Source organism: Candidatus Woesearchaeota archaeon (assembly GCA_030651135.1).
Taxonomy (GTDB): domain Archaea; phylum Nanobdellota; class Nanobdellia; order Woesearchaeales; family JACPBO01; genus JACPBO01.
In genome coordinates, this window is sequence record JAUSCS010000009.1 from 59,889 (window position 1) to 77,890 (window position 18,002).

Annotated in this window: 16 protein-coding genes; all 16 read right to left on the bottom strand. The window is 38.6% G+C overall.

The features are described from left to right. Positions 1–9 precede the first annotated feature (9 nt). Positions 10–1,458 (bottom strand): lyase family protein, encoded by a 1,449-nt coding sequence (locus tag Q7J54_04930; GenBank protein ID MDO8740886.1) that lies wholly within the window; start codon positions 1,456–1,458, stop codon positions 10–12. A 6-nt stretch (positions 1,459–1,464) separates the two neighbouring features. Continuing rightward, positions 1,465–2,526 (bottom strand): phosphoribosylaminoimidazolesuccinocarboxamide synthase, encoded by a 1,062-nt coding sequence (locus tag Q7J54_04935; protein MDO8740887.1) that lies wholly within the window; start codon positions 2,524–2,526, stop codon positions 1,465–1,467. Positions 2,527–2,541: 15 nt separating this feature from the next. Beyond that, the gene (locus Q7J54_04940) at positions 2,542–3,831 is read right to left on the bottom strand and encodes an IMP cyclohydrolase (GenBank protein ID MDO8740888.1); all 1,290 of its coding nucleotides are present in this window, start codon (positions 3,829–3,831) and stop codon (positions 2,542–2,544) included. A 1-nt stretch (position 3,832) separates the two neighbouring features. Continuing rightward, the gene (locus Q7J54_04945; protein ID MDO8740889.1) at positions 3,833–4,657 is read right to left on the bottom strand and encodes an IMP cyclohydrolase; all 825 of its coding nucleotides are present in this window, start codon (positions 4,655–4,657) and stop codon (positions 3,833–3,835) included. A gap of 47 nt (positions 4,658–4,704) precedes the next feature. Further along, entirely contained in the window at positions 4,705–5,595 is an 891-nt protein-coding gene (locus tag Q7J54_04950; protein MDO8740890.1) for an AIR carboxylase family protein, read from the bottom strand. After that, complete coding sequence (locus Q7J54_04955; protein MDO8740891.1) at positions 5,579–6,841, bottom strand: AIR synthase-related protein; 1,263 nt, start codon at positions 6,839–6,841, stop codon at positions 5,579–5,581. The genes Q7J54_04950 and Q7J54_04955 overlap by 17 nt, the downstream gene beginning before the upstream one ends. A gap of 14 nt (positions 6,842–6,855) precedes the next feature. Further along, a complete protein-coding gene (guaA, locus tag Q7J54_04960) occupies positions 6,856–8,787 on the bottom strand; it encodes a glutamine-hydrolyzing GMP synthase (protein ID MDO8740892.1) in 1,932 nt (643 codons plus the stop codon). A 12-nt stretch (positions 8,788–8,799) separates the two neighbouring features. Beyond that, on the bottom strand, positions 8,800–9,618 hold the full coding sequence (locus tag Q7J54_04965; protein ID MDO8740893.1) for a phosphoribosylformylglycinamidine synthase subunit PurQ: 819 nt from the start codon (positions 9,616–9,618) through the stop codon (positions 8,800–8,802). Between the two features lie 6 nt (positions 9,619–9,624). Further along, positions 9,625–12,267, bottom strand: coding sequence for an AIR synthase-related protein (locus tag Q7J54_04970; GenBank protein ID MDO8740894.1), 2,643 nt, complete (start codon positions 12,265–12,267; stop codon positions 9,625–9,627). 2 nt (positions 12,268–12,269) lie between these two features. Next, positions 12,270–12,860 carry a hypothetical protein gene (locus tag Q7J54_04975; protein MDO8740895.1) on the bottom strand — a complete coding sequence of 197 codons (591 nt, stop codon included), beginning with the start codon at positions 12,858–12,860 and terminating at the stop codon, positions 12,270–12,272. Between the two features lie 117 nt (positions 12,861–12,977). Further along, positions 12,978–13,496, bottom strand: a complete 519-nt coding sequence (locus tag Q7J54_04980) for a THUMP domain-containing protein (protein ID MDO8740896.1) — start codon at positions 13,494–13,496, stop codon at positions 12,978–12,980. 204 nt (positions 13,497–13,700) lie between these two features. Continuing rightward, on the bottom strand, positions 13,701–14,258 hold the full coding sequence (locus Q7J54_04985; protein ID MDO8740897.1) for a HEPN domain-containing protein: 558 nt from the start codon (positions 14,256–14,258) through the stop codon (positions 13,701–13,703). Beyond that, positions 14,233–14,781 (bottom strand): nucleotidyltransferase domain-containing protein, encoded by a 549-nt coding sequence (locus Q7J54_04990; GenBank protein ID MDO8740898.1) that lies wholly within the window; start codon positions 14,779–14,781, stop codon positions 14,233–14,235. The genes Q7J54_04985 and Q7J54_04990 overlap by 26 nt, the downstream gene beginning before the upstream one ends. Positions 14,782–14,820: 39 nt before the next feature. Next, the gene (locus Q7J54_04995; protein MDO8740899.1) at positions 14,821–15,321 is read right to left on the bottom strand and encodes a hypothetical protein; all 501 of its coding nucleotides are present in this window, start codon (positions 15,319–15,321) and stop codon (positions 14,821–14,823) included. A 177-nt stretch (positions 15,322–15,498) separates the two neighbouring features. Beyond that, entirely contained in the window at positions 15,499–16,992 is a 1,494-nt protein-coding gene (locus tag Q7J54_05000) for an AMP phosphorylase (GenBank protein MDO8740900.1), read from the bottom strand. Then, positions 16,989–17,957, bottom strand: a complete 969-nt coding sequence (locus Q7J54_05005) for an AI-2E family transporter (GenBank protein ID MDO8740901.1) — start codon at positions 17,955–17,957, stop codon at positions 16,989–16,991. The genes Q7J54_05000 and Q7J54_05005 overlap by 4 nt, the downstream gene beginning before the upstream one ends. Between the last annotated feature and the right edge of the window lie 45 nt (positions 17,958–18,002).

Sequence of the window (18,002 nt, forward strand, 5' to 3'; positions counted from 1 at the left end):
TGTTTACTCCTACAATGTTTTTTTATGGTGATATTTGTCAGCAATTAATCTAACAATCTCCTTGCTTTGTCCTATATATTTTAGCGGGTCTGTTATCTCTCTCAAAGTTGTTTCATTTAATCTGCCTGTAACTTGCTCATTCGTCAGTAAAACATCAATAAATGCCGTTCTAGAATTCCAGGCGCAAGTTGCTAATTCCCCCATCAAATCATGAGCCTGGTTCCTTGTTAATGGGTCCTTTACTTTTCTGTGATCTGTCAAATAAGTCATTACTAATTGGGCTGTAACAATTCCATAGCTTCTTAAAACTCTTTCTTTTGCTCTCTCTTCCCTTAACTCGATCCAATAGGCAATGTTAGCCAATCTTCTTATTGCATGATCTGTAAATTTAAACCCATCTTCGAGATTTATTCTTGAGTTTGCCGATGCAGCTAAATTTCTTGCATAAGGCATCTCACAATTCATTAAAGCGGTGACGAGATTGCCTGCCAGGTAGTTTCTTGCTGACATAAACTGCTCTTCTTCTGTCGGGTTGCCGTTTTTAGCATCTTTATGAGGCATTGCAGAAGAACCTTTTTTCTTCTGCGGAGCAGCATTGATGAAAATATTGACATCATCGCTTCTTCCCCACGCAATATATTTTGCAATGTTGTTCATTGTTTCCCCCAATCTCGACATAACATATGCAATGTCTGCTTCGAACTCTAGCCCCGGCAATTGTGTTGCAGCGTCCATAAAGCCAATTCCTAGTTTTTTGCAATATTCTTCCTGTAATTTTATCCCATCAATGCCTAAAGCCAAAGCAGAGTGATGATTACCTGTAGCGTCTCCCCATTTTCCAATAACCGAATGTTCATAAACAAATCTTAGAACGTCTAGTCCGGACTGAAGCATTTCTGCGTAATGTGCAAAAGGCCTGCCAGCGACTGTTGGAAGAGCATCGTAACCATGTGTTTCATCCATATGTGGCTTATCAATCCATAATGAAGATTTATCTATTAAAATATCTCTTAAGTTTTCTACGGAATCCGCGATTACACACAAAGACAGTTTTAGCTGTATTGCTCTTGCTGGCTGTGTCGTGTCTGCGCTTGTTTTTGCTTTATTTATGTGGGATCCTGCTTCAGGGCTTACTTTTTCTTCCAATGACGTGTTAATTGCAATAACATCATGGCTTCCTTTCTCTTCTAATTCCCTTATCCTATCAGGGTCTATGTGCCTTAATGACGCTTTTTCTGCGATCTCTTCTGCCAAATCCACAGAAACAATATCGGGGTATAATTTTGCCAATGTCCTTGCTGCTTCGCCTTGAACATATAAGCTATATTCAAAGGTCTTTTCATCCCCCCAGATGTCAACCATCTCAAAAGTCCCGTATCTTCCTGCTGCCAATTTAGTTGTATCTACCTTGTAATCTTTTGGAAATCTTGGTTTTGGCTGAGTTCTTTCTTCTTTCAACTTGGTTCACCTCAAACATCCTTCTTCTGCTAATGCTTCCAATATGATCTTTTTCCTCGGCGCTGTTGTTATTTCAGGCAATGTTCCTGTTATTGCTTCCCGTATATTGCAATATTTTACTATCCCCTCTACCATGACATCATCAGGCATCCAATATTCTGCAAGCTTTTTTTCATCCTTGTGCAAACCAAGGCTTTCTACATGATCTCTGAAATGCTGCTTGTCAGCCTGCACGATTATAAATTCATTTTTTTCAGGGTTAAACTTATATTTCTCTTTGTTCCAGAATCTTGAGGAATCCGGCGTTACATGCTCGTCTATTAGTCCAATAACATCGCTAGGCAGATAGCCGAACTCCCATTTTGTGTCTGCTGGCAAATCTCCTTTGGATTCCAGATAAGAATTTATAAAATTGTATAGCTCAAATCCAATATCCATTATGTGGGTAAGGTCTTCCGGCTTTCTTAAGCCAAATGCCTCATAATTTCTTTTTATGATCTCTGCTGTAAGTTTAGGGTCATTTGCTTCTGGATTCAATCCCCTGAACTCAGGGATTGAAAAATCTTTAGCCTGGCCTTTTGCTGTTGGCGTAAATATTACCTCATCTAATTTCTCATTTTTTCTATAGCCTGGCCTTAATTTTACACCGCAGAATTCCATTCCTTTTTCAGGTCCATTTACTTTTTCATAATCCTTCCATGCAGAGCCTGTCAGATATTTTCTGAAAACCATCTCAACCAATATTGGATTTGCTTTCAGCACACGCCATGTGTTGGGCGCAATGTTCCTGATAAAATGATTTGGAACAATATGCTTTGTTTTTTCAAAAAAATATGAGGAGATTGCATCAAGGTTTTCCCCCTTTGCGTATACTCGTCTTTTGTGCACAACATCATGGGTTGAAAGATTGTCGCTTGATATCATGATCAATTCATTATCTGTGACATCATAAACAGTTCTTACCTTGCCCATTTTGGGCGGAGTTCTGACATCAATTTCAGGGTAGACTTCTCTCTTCAAAGTGTTGTTCATGATCTCCGGTGTTATTAGTTTTTTATCAATTGCCATTTTTCACCTCCTTGTTCAATGTCTAAAATGCCTCATTCCTGTAAAGATCATGGCTATGCCATATTCGTTTGCGGCTTTGATAACATCATCATCGTATTTAGATCCGCCTGGCTGTATTATGTGCTTAATGCCGGTTTTGGCTGCATCATCTATGCCGTCTCTGAAAGGAAACATGGCATCTGATGCCAAGGCACAATTTCCCATTTGCAATTCAATGTATTCTTTTTTTCTTTTGCCGTACATATGATCTTCTTCAGGCTGCAAGTTGGCTTTAAATCTTTCATCAAATTCTCTTGCCAGATTTTCCCTTGCCTTTTCAGCAGAAATTCTGACAGAAACAGCCCTGTTTGGCTGGCCAGCCCCCATTCCCAGTATTTGATAATGCCCTGGCTTATACTCTCTCGCAATAACTATGGCATTTGATTTTGTATGCTTTGCTGCTTTCCATGCATGGTCATAATTCCCCATCAAGCTCGTGCTTGGCTTTGCATCTGTTACAATGCCGATTGTTTTTACATCTTCTCCTTCAATTATTTGATAAGCGCCTTCAAACAAATCCTCGATTGTTTCTAAATACAGCCTGTCATCAGGAGTTTGCATTAATAATCCGCCTATTACGCATTTTATCTCCAATCCTGCATAGCCTCTGATCAAATCACCAACAGCCAGCAATCTTATGTCTTTTTTCCATGCTTTTAAAGCTTCAAGGGCATCTGGCTCATATTCAGGGGCAATTATAACTTCAACAAAGGATTTCTGAGCTTTATTAGTATCTATAATCTTCTGCGCTGTTTCTAAATCAAGCCTTCTGTTAAAGGCATCTACAGAGCCAAATGCAGAAACTGGATCGCCAAACCATGCTGCTTCAAAGGCCTCTGCTAATGTTTCCCCAGTAGCATAGCCGCACGGATTTGTATGTTTTATTACAGAGACGCCTGGCTTTTTTAGTTCCAAAACCGATTCTAAAGCTGCATTAGCATCAATTATGTTATTGTAAGAGAGAGGCTTTCCATGAAGCGGATCAACATGCAAAATGGAAGACCCATTAAAGTTTTTATCTTCGTAAGCCGATGCCTTTTGATGCGGATTCTCGCCATATCTGCAGGAGATTTTTCTATCAAAAATAATCGAAGAGCTTTTTATTATTTCTTTGATCTTGCCTATTAAATCTCCTTTGGTTGTAGGCAAATGGCGGTCTAATGGCAAATCACCATAGATCTTAGCAAGATCTCCGAGCAGCGCATCCATATTCACAAATGAAACTTGTTTTGGAAAGTCATGATTTTCTTTTTCTGATTCTGGCATTTTATTTTCCTCCCAAATCGCATCTATTTATTATTGATATTTTATTTTCTGATGTTTTTCTGTTTGAATAAACAACTGCAACTCCAACACGGAAATCCTTTGCAGGATCCTCCATTCCCCTGATTTCAAGAGGCGCCAATGCATCATAAACTTCTTTTGCAGTTTCGTCAATTGTTTTGCCCTCTAAACCAACATCAAGAGGCCCCCCCGCAAATGAAGGCAGTGGATCAATGTTTTTTCCACTATAAGTTGCAATTAATTTTCCTTTGCCTCCTTCTAAAGCAATATCATAACAATCATCATGCCTAGAACCCATTTGGTCTCTTCTCATTATGTAAAACGCGGCGCTGTCTGGCTGCAGGCAGCCGCTTATCCTTGGCGTGAAATTCGGATCATCAGGTTCATGCTTCGTTATATCAATCCAGCCATTTTTAGAATCATATTGAGGAGATGCTATTTCAAAAGCCTCGTTTAATATTTTTGCAGCATTTGTTTTAAGAGGATTAGCTTTGGCTGCCCTATAGATTAATGCTGTTTGTGCCCCATTGCTGACAATTAGCGCATTGTTTATTAATGCTATTGCAGGATAAATCAGCAAAGCAGGATTTCCTTTTTCCAGCTGCTTTTTGTCTGTGACATCTGTTCGAATTACCCCGCTTCCAACCTCTGCATCCTTATCTTCTACGAGCTTTCTTGCTTGGCTTGGCGGGCTTCTTCCTGTAATGCCGTAAACAAGTATGTTGTTTTCTTTACCAAGATCTTGGCCGATTATGATAAATCTTCCAGGATATTCCATATTTGCTAATGCTTCTAATCCTTCAATCATTTTTATTACCTCCAATTAAAATCTTTCACACTTCTCGTTTTTATTCACTATAAAGTTTTCACTTCTCCATTGACAACAAGCACGCCATTATGGTCATTTAACGTTTTTGATTTCTTTTGTTTTGCTTCTTCTATTATACCAAAGGCTGCATAGCTTTGCGTCAATTGCGCAGCAATCTGCACTGCATTTTTATAAGAACCGATGCTCACAACACCCGTTGCTACTGTCTCATGCAGGTCTCTCATATATTCAAAAAAGTCATAAATAGGCGGTTCTCTGATGCATATTTGAACACCATTTCTTAGCTGCCTATCGATGCGATTAATGTAATTCCCTCTGCTGTTAAAGATGGTTACAACAACATCGTTCCTCTTAATTTCTTCAATATCTTTGATTTGGTATTTTAGATTCAGATCATTAAAAGCTTTTTCTAATTCATCCATGGATTCTTTGCCGATATGCTCGTTATTCAGAACAGCAATTGTTTCATTAAACCTGCTCTGCAGGAATCTGTATCCTATGTTTAATGCAGCATAGCTGTTGTCCAAGCCTACTGTCAATACGGGATTTAAAGGCGGCTTTTCTGCTGTTGAAAGGAATGAGCTTAATCCATGAGTAACGCTGTCTGTTATTGGTATGCCTATTACAATATCTGAGATTGTTGCGTAGGTCTTTACAACTCCGGTGAGAACATTGCTCATGCCAGCTCCGCATATGTAAACTTTCATTTCAGTTCGGGCTTTAAGTTCAGCCATTATTTTAGCAACCTTTTCAGGCGTGTTGTCTGCGGAAGCATAGAAAACTGCAACCTCCAAGCTAGGCAGTTCTTTTCCCGCCCTCACAATTCCCGGCAGCACCTTTTCTTCGTCGCTTGTTGAGCCGAATATGGCTGTTAATCTTGTCGTTTTAACCTCTTTTGTTTTACATATACCCTTCAAACACAACAGGCTTTTTTCCAGGCAGGATGAGTTTTGTTTTTAAATCGCCAGACCCGGAAGCTACATGGCCTATTATTTTGCCTTTGATTCCTTCCTGCTTAGCCAATTCAATTGCTTTATTTGCATCATTTTTATTTACAATGCATGCAAACCCCATTCCCATATTCAGTTTTCGGTATATTTTTTCTGCATCATATCTTTCTGTGATCTTGCCTTTTTTGAATTGCCCTTCCACTTCCTCTTCAAATAATTCGAATATGGGCTGCGGCGTGATTGGATCATCTATAACATACTCCACATTTTTGCCGGCTCTGTTAAAATTAGCCAGTCCGTTTCCTGTTATATTGACGCCAATGACATAGGGAAATTCTTTTGCGATCCTTGCCATTGCCCTCGAATAGATTATAGTCGGCTCCAGCAGAACTTCTAAAAATGTTTTTGAGCCATAGCCAGGAACTTTTTCATCAAGATGGAACCATCCCGTGTATTCTTTCCTGTATTTTTCCCTTTTTTCAAAATGCCCATTAAGCAATCTTAATCTTGCTGCAGTATAGCCATTTGAATGAAGTCCGGATGACTCAAACCCAACAATAATTTGCTTTGGCTTTATATAAAACTCAAATCCATTTTCCGTGAATACGCCTTTCTCAAGAACATCCCTTTTGCTGATAAAGCCGAAGCCCGAAAACACCAGCTCGAAACCATGCATTTCATCAACTGTTGTTATTGTTTCCTCTAAAGATGCTGTTTCACATTTTCCGAGATTTATTTTAGGCACTTTGAGAATGTTGGAAACATCTGCTAATTTCATTGCTTTTATGAGCCCGAGCTCAACATCGCCTGCAATCTCTTTCTCTTCATAAGCAGCCTGGCATGCTGTAAATTTAGTGAGCTGATCAAAAAATGCGCTTCCCCACGGAGCAGCATCATTTACATTCATTGCAATGCCGTCAATTGCAATTGTGTCAAATTTTCCGGCAATTGACGCTATTCTTTGTTTTTGCAGAAGATCTGATAATTCAGGATATTGCACAGAGGCATGAGCCAGCATTAATTTGCTGCCTACGCTGTCGCAGGTTGAGAAAGAATAATATTCAGGATGGATTGTTTCGTATAAATCAGAAAAAAACCCGCCGACTATGCGCCTTGAGAACAGATCGGCTTTTGAATTTGCTATTGCTTTCTTTGCAGCTTCAACTGACTTGGCTTCGCGATTTTCGTAATCTTCTCCCAGTTTTTGTGTCATTTTATTTTTTCCCCTCACTCCATGCACGTTGTTGCCGGCGGCTTGTCTGTAACATCAATTACATATGCGCCGACATTGTATTTTTTTATCAAAGTATCGTGAATTTCATCAAGGCATTCCCATGACATTCTGATCATATTTTTTTTTCGGTATTCTGCTAAATTCTCTCTTTTGACATCTAGAGGTTCTATAGGGGAAACTGTCATAAAATCATCAGTTAAAACATTCCTTGATGCAACACTTCTCTTTCCAGCATTATAGATGTCAGCTCCAAACAATACAAATATTGTCTGGCTTATATTCCTGCTAAACCCATAATCATCTATTATTCCTCTTCCTTCGTAGTCAACATCTTTCAATAAATCAATTGTTTCTCTGCTTACAGTTGTAGGTATTAAGGAAGAAATATTTACAGGATCAGCTCTAGGTTTAACTTCATACACAATTCTATTAATGTCATGAATCTCTTCTGGAATTCTTTTAGCTGCTTTTCTTATCTTTTGCCAGTTTCTTTCTCCTCTCAACAAAGCCAAATAAGAGTAAGTTCTTCCATCTCCCTGCACTCCTACTGTTTTTATCGGCAATACATACCCTTCTAGTCCTTCTTCTCTTGCTATCTGGCTTACTCTATCATTTATTTTGTAAAGTGCATCGTTTACCCATTCAGGATTTCCATTTACTATTCTTATTCCGAGACCTGGCCCTGGAAATGGCTGCCTTTCAGAAATAGTGGGGGGAAGCCCAATTTCTCTTGCTGCTTCCCTGACTTCATCCTTGAATATCAATCTGTTTGGCTCTACAATCCTTCCACTTTTTTCCATTTCTTCTATGAATTTGCATCCTACGTTGTGGTGTGATTTTATTGTTGCCGCTTTCCTGCCTACTCCTTTTCCGCTTTCTATCCTATCAGTATACAGCGTCCCTTGAGCAAGGAATGTTTTTTCAGGATCAAGCTTTAACTCAGAGCATTTTTCCTGCATTATTTTTCCAAATAAATTGCCAATTGTTTTTCTTTTTTGTTCAGGGTCGCTCATCCCCTCTATTGCATTGATAAATCTGTCCTCAGCTTTCACAACTATCAGCGCTACACCTGTTTTTCTTAAGCTGGCTTCAACCTCCTCTGTCTCGTTTTTTCTCATCAACCCTTCGATATAAACATTGTAAATTTTTCCTATGCCTTCTGTCTTTGCAAGAACTGTTGCGACAAAGCTTGAATCAACTCCTCCGCTTACAAAACATATAACGTCGTTTTTTCCAACAGTCTCTTTTATGTATCTTTTGCACTCTTCTATGTAATTTCCCATTGTCCAGCCGCTGCCGCAGCCGCAAATATCATGCACAAAATTAGAAATAATGTCTTTTCCCTTTGGCGTGTGGGTCACTTCAGGATGGAATTGAACGCCGTAAATTTTCTTTTTGTCATTCGCTATTGCCGCAACATGGTCTTTTGTTTCTGCAATCACCCTGAATCCGCTTGCCAGCCTTCTTCCATCAACACTGTCGCCATGGCTCATCCAGCCAATAATTTTTTCATCTAAACGTGAAAACAACGGGTGAGCATTGTCGATTTTAATTTCTTTTTCGCCATACTCTTTTACAATATGTTCTCCATGAAGAATTCCGTCTCCAAAAAAGAAATTTAGAAAATATTTGTTCCACCAATCCTTATTTACAAGTGTATGATTCATCTGCTGCATTCCATAGCAGATGCCCAGCATCGGGATTCCCTGTTCAAATAATTTCTTGTCAGCAAGAGGAGCTCCTTTTTCATATACGCTTCTAGGCCCTCCTGAAAGGATTATCCCCTTTGGTTTTTCTTCCAGGATGCTGTTAAGGCTGCAATCATGGGGCTTTATTTCCGAAAAAACATTGCACTGCCTTACTGTCCTGGCTATCAGCTGCGTGTATTGGCCTCCGAAATCAAGCACAATTATTTTTTCTTTCATCTTAAATCATTCTCATTTAACATACTCGTAAGCATTTCTGAACAAAATTAAGCCCGAAGGCTCTTTTCTGGCTCCATCTCTTGTCCACAAAGGATCTGACAATGGGTTAGTTGTTTCTGGATGAGGCATCATCCCAAGCACATTGCCTTTATAATTGCATATGCCTGCAATATGGTCAACAGAACCTGTTGGATCTGCCCTTAGATTGCTTTGTCTTTTTCCCAACATTTTTCTTTCAGGTGTAACATATGTAAATACAACCTGATCATTATTCCGAAGTTTTTTCAAAACAGCAATATCATTGCGATAGTATCCCTTTGTGACTAACTTTCCTTCCCCATTATCCATGTGCATAAGCAGCACATCATCAATTCCTCTTGTCCATATGCATTTTCCTCTGTTGACATTATCAAGACTTACAGGATAATCCATAAATCTTCCGGCATCTGTATCATAAAGTGCTAAATTAACTTCCCCAAATGGTTTTTTTGCTGTTGAAATAAGCCCAGCCACTGTCAAATCCTGAAAACCATTGCACACACCCAAAAAAAGCCTGCCTTCATCTACAAACCGCTCCATTTCAGATTTCACATTGGGATGCAGGAAATATTTTCCAGCCAGTGAGCCTGCAAAATTATAATCCCCAAAGCCAAATCCTCCAATATCAAATATCAAAGAATATTCAAGAACACTTTTCTTTTTTGAGAGCAGGTCATTCATGAAGACATGCTCTACTTCAAAGCCCACATGCTTCAAGGACCATTCACTTTCCCTATACCTGTTTTTACCAGGCAACCACAATATTGCAGCTTTTGGTTTTTTTGTCGGCATTTTTATTCATGGAAGTTCTGCGAAATTGTAAGCAGATTTCCATGCCTTTCCTATTTTATCTAGTGTTGTCGAAACAGCGGGTGTTAAGTCAGGGCAGACAACTTTGAAATCTTGGGTAGAGTCTGTAAGCCCGATTAAATTATAAGGTATATGCGTTCTGTTCATCATATTCTCAAATTCTTTATGTCTGTGTGCATCTACTTCAAATAATGCTCTTGTAAGAGTTTCTGAGAATAAAAGCTCATGGTTTTCTAATGAGGAGAAATCCTTATCGCAAAGCGTTATTTGCATTCCATGTCTTCCACCATAAGCCATTAAAGCCAGGGCAGTCACAAGGCCTCCAGCTGCAATTATTTTTGAAGAGCGGATAATGCTTTCTTTTGGATCTGCATTCACACAATTTTGAACAATATGATGTAGGTCATGATATGTTCTTTTTGCTAACTGCTCGTCCAATTCCGGAACTTTATTACCTATATAACCATCAACATGGTACTCTGACTTTCCTCCTGCAAACTCGTCTTTTCCTTTTCTTTTAAAATGCTGTATCGCATAAAATACAGAGCCACCCAACTCTGCTTTAGTAGGTGAACCAACAAGATAAATCAGATTTCCAGGATTTTTTGCAAATGATGTTAATGTTTTTCTTACATCGTCTATAACTGACATTGCTGAAAAATGAAGCATTGTGGGAATATAGTACTTTTCTCCGTCTTCCACATGATTGTTATTGGAACTGTCTTTGCCTACTATGCCTGGCGCTTCAAATAAAACAACCATATCAGCAAAAGTCTGATAACCCACAGCCATTCTTCCTAATTCCTCATCATCTCTTTTTATGTTTGCAAATGACCAATTGTCGCCTGTTGCCATATGATGGGGATTTCCTCCGGCAACTATATTTCTCATAATGCCCTCATCAAACATTGACTTAACCATATTCCTGACGCTCTTTATTCCCCTTCTCGAGTTAATTGCTATGGAAATAACAGCGCCTTTATAGTAATCCATAAATGGCTGAATCACAGCAGCATCGTTTGGCGCATCATAATGAGGGCCTGAGAGTGGGCCGTGGACAGTTGCATTGCCTACATGATGGTCAAATTTCCTCGCCATAACCATCTCATTGCTTCCTATTGTTGGGTAAGCCAATACTTTCAGAAAATCTTCTGTAAGGTCTTTTTTTCTTTTTATAATAGGCTCTGGCAATTGGAGCTCTTTGTAAATAGCTGTTCTCCTAACCTTTGGCTTGCCATTTCTTAAGAAATTAACATTCGCATCAAAAACAACAGTCTTTCCATTATTCTTCGTTAATCTGATTCTGCCATCTCCTGTGCAAGTTCCTAAAACAGCTGCAGGAACACCAAAATATTCCATTGTTTCCACTAATGTTTTTGCGTGCTGTGGCCGAACAGTTGCAGTCTGCCTTTCCTGTGATTCTGACAAAATCAATTCAAGGTCTGTTAGGCCTTTTTCTTTTGTCCAAATCCTGTCTAGATAAAGAACTCCGCCATTGCTCATTTCAAACAATTCAAAGCAACTTGCATTATAGCCGCCGCCGCCAGTATCTCTTTGCTTGGTTATTATGCTCATTGGAAAAATAAATCTGTTAAGGACATAAGCCCATGCCTGCTGAACAACAGGGTTTCCGATTTGAACTGCACCGCTTAGCCTTTTTGCCTGTTTTTTCTCAGTCTCTGTTAGGGCTCCTTTGCCAATAACATGCCCGCCCATTGAAGCCATGGTAGCGCCTTCTAAGCCATCTCTTCCTGTTGCGCCTCCCCATGCAACTAGCTTATCTCCGGGCATAATCCTTTGTGCCTTGAGATATTCGTCAATATCCACCACGCCAAAAGCACCCGAGAAACATAAAGGATTGGTAGCAAATATTCTATTGGCATCTATTTTTGAGATTACTGTAGGAACTCCAAATTTATTTCCATAACTTTCATTTCCCTTTACCCCATCAAGCAAATATTGAATCGGAAGATGAACGCCTTTAGGAACTTTTTTCAAGTCCAAATCAGGTGGCGGAAGGCATAGCACATAAGTTGCTCCTCTTAAATCACCAAGAACTGCCAAAATGTCTCTTATGTCTCCGCCTAATGCTGTTTCTGTGCCGCCTATTGCATAAATCTTGAATGGGAAATTGTGTGTTTCGCATTTGTACGCAAGGCCAAGCTTGACAAATTTCTTATGATCAAAACCAACTTTGCTGCCTTCAAAAACACCCATGTAAATTATGCCTGCATCGTCCTTGAACATTGATGCGACAAAATCTTTATTTAAAAATTCAGAAGCATGGAAGATTGTTTCCTTAATGAGGTTTTTATATTGCGTTATGATTGGCTCAACGCCATTGCCAAGAGAATAATCGAGAAGTTTTATTCTTCCTTTGCTTGTTCCATGCGCTGAATGCTCACACCACTGCTGATCAACCATCTTAAGAAACATTTGTGCAAAATCAGAGTTTATTTCAATGCCTTTATTTTTCCAGTAGGGCAGTTCTTTTTTCATTTCTTTCTGAACAACTGCCGCCTCACCTGGAAGAAAAGCCAATCTGTGATGGGCAACAAAACTATCAAGCTCTTCATGTTTTAAATTCAAAAATTTTCCCCATTCAAATTTTACTGATTCATCTATTGCCATTTTTATTTTCTGTAAATCAATCTCTGGTGCCTTTTGCTAATAGGGCTTTGCATAGCGCCCATATTATCCATGTCAATAGGAAAATAAATGACTTTATGGCATTTCGAGTCAATCGGGCTTTGGTTTGCAATCACTTCAAGATCTTTTTTGTTTAATTTTCCTCTAAGCGTATACTGGCTTGCTGTTCTTAAAGAGCTGAGCTCTATTCCTAAAACATCTTTTATTGCTCGCTGGACAAATTCACCCTCCACATCACTAACAAAGGGCTGCGTCTTAAAGCCAAAGCGCAGAATCCAGTCTCCAACATGCTTTTTATTAAAATATTTTTCTGCAAAAGGATCAAAACCAGCATATAGGGCATAAGAATGAATGACGGGGTTAATCAAAATTTCTTCCGCTATTTCATAATAGCCAGCATCATCATTTGGTTTTGTTTCTATTAGCCACAATTTAGAAATGTTTAGTTCATCAATTTGAAGCCCAAAATTTCTGACAAGATAGCCTTTTTGCCCGATGCCCTTTCTATCGGGCACTTTATCCTCTTTACTGTTCCCAACAGCGATAACTGAAATAGTTTTAGCTTTTTCTATCATTCCATCCCCTCTTGAAACAATTATGTAAAGTTAAGTGGTATATTTATAAACATTTCTATTCTAGAATGGTAACATTTAAAGATATGGCTGTAATTCAGATATACAAATAAACCAAAATCATTTCTTCATCTTAAGCACATCAAGCAATTCATCAGCTTTCAGCAAAGCCAATCCTGCCTTGTTGCCGCATATCTCTACTTTTATGATCTTCTGCGGCTTTTCAAGATCAACATTCTTCCTGTCAATAACTTCGGTAAGCTTTAAAATAAGATCCGTTACGCCTTCCTTGTCATAATGCCTTTTATTTAATTCCATCTTCCATCTGTCATTCGGCTTTATGCCTTTAATAAGGCCCTTTATTCCTTTCTGCATGTCTTTTACAGTGGATTTTACCCATTTGTCTATAGGCGTATAGTGGAATGTCTGCTCAAATTTAGAGATGTCTTTTTTTGCCTTGTTTAACAGCGAGCTTACAATCTTCTTCGGATTTGGAGCCCGAATCATGAACACTCCGTCAATGCCTGACTTCAGAAATTTAGGCTTTACTTTCAGCTCTTTCAACAACGCTTCTATCTCGGCCTTTGTGCTTCCTGCATGTGCAGGATCATATGTAACAATAAGATTTGCATCAACCATATTTATCACCCCTTATTGCAGCTATATGTTATTTAGTATTTATAGTTTTTGTTTTAGGCTCCTCCGCTTCTTTTCCCTTCTCTTCATCTTCTTCAATAAAGAGCCCAATTGCCTGTCAAAAACCACCCATCATAGATGGGTGGCATGTAGCTGCGTTCCATCGCATCAGGCGGTTAATTGGAAATGTTCACATTTCCAATTTGCTCAAAAATGCAAACATTTTTGACATTTGAGCATGCTCAGAATTTTCCACATATGAAAAAGGTTGGCTTTCTGCCACCAGTCAAAGACTGGATGGAAAATTCTGACATTTCCATGATACTCTTTTATCTTCTCTTCATTTAGATTAGCCATAAGATTGCTCATCTCTGTAATGAATTCTTCAGCAATCTTGATAGAATTAGATGCTTCTTTCTGGTTAACTGCAAAATCAACATAGTACTGCTTGTCTACCCTCTCAGATTTTGCATTTGAAATTTTGGCATTGTCAATTCCAAATGCTTTTTTGAGAAGTATTATTGAGGCAGCATGATTTTCGCATTTTATGCCTATCCTAAACAATGCCGCAAGAAGGCAATGGTACATGGAATAATATGCCAATGCAACTGCGTCTTTAAGGTTGCCTATCTTCAATAGAGCCTTTGCTGAAGATAAAGATTCATTTGACCTTAGGATGTACGCTTCTTTAATATCCTCACTTGGCTCAACTTCCTGCAGTTTTTCCTGCTTATGCAGCTTAATCAAAAAATTTATTTTTGTCATAGTAAATCTCAGTGCCTTTTATTATCACATGATTTTTTTCTATTTCTTTAATAAGCAGGCTATCCTTATTATAGCTGCCTATTTTTACGCTTATTTTTGAATCTATCTGCTCCACTTCTTCTTTTAGCTTAGCATCTTTGGTGTCTATGTAGATATCAATGTCGCTGCCTTTAGCTGCAATGCCTTTTGCATATGAGCCAAATAGGATTGCCAAGCTTATTTTTTGATTTCTCCTGATTAGCTCTATGATCCTCCTTAAATGAGGGTACTTCTTTAATATCTCTAATAGCTTATGCGGTTCAACAAGATAAGCATATTGCTTTGCCTCCAGTGTTTTTTTCAGAAAAAATACCTTATTTCTTCCTTCTTGCTTAAAATCAACAATATTATCTCCGTACAATTCATGGACTTTTCTTGCAATGGTGGTTTGATTGGTTTTTAACAGCCTAGCAAGCCCTCTGATGTGATTGTCGCTCTTGAAAAGCGATTCGATGATTTTAATATTGTAATTATTTTGTGACATATGTAACAATAATATTACAGTACTATATAAATGTTTCGTTTAAGGCATTGCATTTTTCCACATATCCTCAAAGAATTCCCTGTAGTATTCATAATTTTGTTTGGAATGAATAATAAAGGCAGTTGGTTTCTCATGCCAGACCACAGTCATTACATTGCCATTAAATATGAAGATTCCTATTGGTATTGATTGTTCTGTAAATCTAAATCTCATTCCTGGATGTTTATGATGCTCTAATAGAGTATCTTTTAGCTTAATATTGGATATTAATCTTGCTTTAATTCCTTTCTCAATTCTTTTTTTATGAAAATTCTGAAAAAATATGATAGTTTCCTTTAATTTAAGCTCTTCTCCCAGTGTAAAAACAAGATATTCTTCTCCTTTATTCAGCGTTTCCAGAATAAGGTTGAATGCTGATTTCATACCCTCTAATGACTCATAAACAACAGCTTCCTGCTTTTCTTCAGCAAGCTTTCTTCTTTGCTCTATCTGCGGGATTATGTTTTCTTCAAGCTCTTTCTTCTGCTCCTGAATCTGCAACTTCTTTTTTAACCTGCTCGTAAGGAGGAAAGAAATTAATCAAATTGTTTAAGTCTCTTTCGTATTCTTCTTTTGAAGGAAACTTCAGCTTAGAAAGGCTGCTTTTTTCCTCTTTTAACTTTTCAAAAAGAAGCTTCTCATCTATTTCAACTTTCTTATTCAGAAGAATCCAGATAATTACACAACAACAACGCCATCAAACTCTTTAATAGCTGAAACAGCATAATCCAGCTTTCTCTGGCTTTCTGCGTATACTGTAAATAATGTTTCGTCTTTATTCACTTTATCGCCGACATGCTTGTAAAGATAAACACCTGCTCCCTTGTTCTGCGGAGCGCCTGCAATCCTTGCGATCTTTGATATTGAATGATTATTCACAATCTTAACAACACCTTGTTTTGGCGAAAGCACAGTATAGGCAAACTCGCCGATTTTTATGTCCTGCGGCATAATTTCTTTTCCGCCCTGCGCTTTTATTATTTCAATAAATTTTTTGTAAGCTCTTCCATCATTCACTATTTCAGATGCCTTTTTCAGGCCCTCTCCCTTCTTCGCTTTATACCCCATTTCAAGCATCATACCGGCCATATTCAGTGCTTTTATTCTCAAATCCTGAGGCCCTCTGGGATCATTTCTTAAAATCCATAAAACATCACGAGCTTCAAGGCTAGGCCCGATTCCATTTCCTATTGGCTGCGTACCATCAGTTAAAATAACTTTAACAATCATCCCAAGAGCTTTAGCTAATTCTTCAAAGCCTTTTTTTAACTGCAATGCTGATTTTTTATCCAAAATTTTCGAGCCCTTGCCATAAGGAATGTCAATCAAAACATGCGTTGCAGAAACAGATGCCTTTTTTGCCATAACGCTGGCAAGCAGCTGCGATTTTGCATCTATTGCAAGAGGCTTTTCAACTTTTATAATCTTATCATCTGCAGGAGCGAGATTAAGAGCGCCGCCCCACACTAAGCAGCCATTTGTCTTTTCAACAATCTTTTTCATTTTAGGAAGCGGAATATTGACATTTGTAAGCACTTCAACTGTGTCTGCTGTTCCAGCTGGGCTTGTAATGCTTCTCGAAGATGTTTTTGGAATTGCCAGGCCAGCTGCTGCAATTATCGGAACTATTATCATTGTTGTCCTGTTGCCAGCAACGCCTCCAGAGCAGTGCTTGTCCATAACAGGATAGCGGTGCAGCTTTAGCTTTTCGCCAATGTCAGACATTGCCTTTGTCAGCAAAGCTGTCTCTTTCATAGTCATTCTGTTTGCATAGCAGGCAGAAACAAAGTAAGTGAGCTCTATTGCATCCAGCTTGTTGTGCACAATGTCCCACACAATCTGGTCAATCTCTTTTTTATCCAAAGTTCCGCCGTCAAGCTTCTTCTTTATAAAATCAATTGACAAGGGCTTTCTTGCAGGAATTATCTCAACAATGTCCTTGTCTTTTAAATTCAGAGAATCAATAATCTCCTCGAAAACTCCGATATGCCCTTCTGGAACAGCCTTTTCGCTTTCTGCAATATCAAGCACAACAGTTTCAAGCTTGTTTCCTTTTTTTATTTTAATCCTGTCCAATGCATGCAAATCCATTTTTGCAGCATCTTTTTGGTTGAGTATTGCCACTAAAACATCCCCTGTTGCAATATCCATGTCTTTGACAATTAATTTCATTTTTGGATAGACTCCCTATAGAATTCAATTATGTTTACAAACAATGTCATGATGGCTGGGCCTATCAGCACGCCTACAAAGCCGAACAAAACCAGGCCGCCTAAAACTCCGATAAGCACAAAAACAGGATGAAGCTTTGACCTGTCGCCTATAATTTTCGGCTTTATTATGTTATCAATGGTTGAAATCAGCAGCGCGCCATAAATTAAAAGCCCGATGCTCAGAAAGATTTCAGTGTTGCTGCCGGCATAATAGCCGTTGATTAGCTTAATTAATGCAGCTGGCAGCCAGACAACCCATGACCCTACAAAAGGTATCATTGCTGCAATCGTCAGTATAAGGGCCCAGAATATAGGATGATCAATCCTGAAAATATAGAATCCTATCAAGCCTATTATGCCCTGGATAATTGAAACAATTATTGTGCAGAATACAACAGCATAAAGCATGCTCCCAATTCCCTTTTCAAGAGTCTCTTTTTGTTTTTCTTTCAGCGGAAGGATTTCTTTTATCCTTTTCAGCAGCTGCTCGCCGTTAACTAAAAGGAAGAATATTGTGAAGAGCGCAACAAACATGGATATTAGCTTTTTTGGGATGCTTAGCAAAAATCCTGAAGCCTGGTCTGATATGAAAGAAGCAGAGTCTTTTAAGAGCTGCGTTATATAGTTATTTATGTTTTCATTGATAAAAATTTTAAAACCCTCTATGGCAAAGCCGCCTTTGGCTGCGCTGTATACAGAATATGCCTGTTTGTAAAGCGCTCCTATCAGCAAAGACGCTGCTGCTATTGAGATCAGCAATATGAGAATAACTGTTATTGATGCAGATAAGTATGGCCTTTTTGTTTTTGCCAGAAGCCATCTGTAAACCGGATAAAAAATGTAAGCAACAACTGCAGCTGTAAGCAATGCTTCAATGAATGGCCTTGCAATTAAAAAAGCAAGAATGAAGATGACAACAGCCAAAACAATGAAAAACACGCCCCTGTATTGCTTGATTTGAAACACCTC

Coding starts and splice junctions, on each gene's coding strand:
- Q7J54_04935 (MDO8740887.1), bottom strand. CDS start 2,526: ATGGCAATTGATAAAAAACTAATAACACCGGAGATCATGAACAACACT.
- Q7J54_04940 (MDO8740888.1), bottom strand. CDS start 3,831: ATGCCAGAATCAGAAAAAGAAAATCATGACTTTCCAAAACAAGTTTCA.
- Q7J54_04945 (MDO8740889.1), bottom strand. CDS start 4,657: ATGATTGAAGGATTAGAAGCATTAGCAAATATGGAATATCCTGGAAGA.
- Q7J54_04955 (MDO8740891.1), bottom strand. CDS start 6,841: ATGACACAAAAACTGGGAGAAGATTACGAAAATCGCGAAGCCAAGTCA.
- guaA (MDO8740892.1), bottom strand. CDS start 8,787: ATGAAAGAAAAAATAATTGTGCTTGATTTCGGAGGCCAATACACGCAG.
- Q7J54_04965 (MDO8740893.1), bottom strand. CDS start 9,618: ATGCCGACAAAAAAACCAAAAGCTGCAATATTGTGGTTGCCTGGTAAA.
- Q7J54_04970 (MDO8740894.1), bottom strand. CDS start 12,267: ATGGCAATAGATGAATCAGTAAAATTTGAATGGGGAAAATTTTTGAAT.
- Q7J54_04975 (MDO8740895.1), bottom strand. CDS start 12,860: ATGATAGAAAAAGCTAAAACTATTTCAGTTATCGCTGTTGGGAACAGT.
- Q7J54_04980 (MDO8740896.1), bottom strand. CDS start 13,496: ATGGTTGATGCAAATCTTATTGTTACATATGATCCTGCACATGCAGGA.
- Q7J54_04985 (MDO8740897.1), bottom strand. CDS start 14,258: ATGACAAAAATAAATTTTTTGATTAAGCTGCATAAGCAGGAAAAACTG.
- Q7J54_04990 (MDO8740898.1), bottom strand. CDS start 14,781: ATGTCACAAAATAATTACAATATTAAAATCATCGAATCGCTTTTCAAG.
- Q7J54_05000 (MDO8740900.1), bottom strand. CDS start 16,992: ATGAAATTAATTGTCAAAGACATGGATATTGCAACAGGGGATGTTTTA.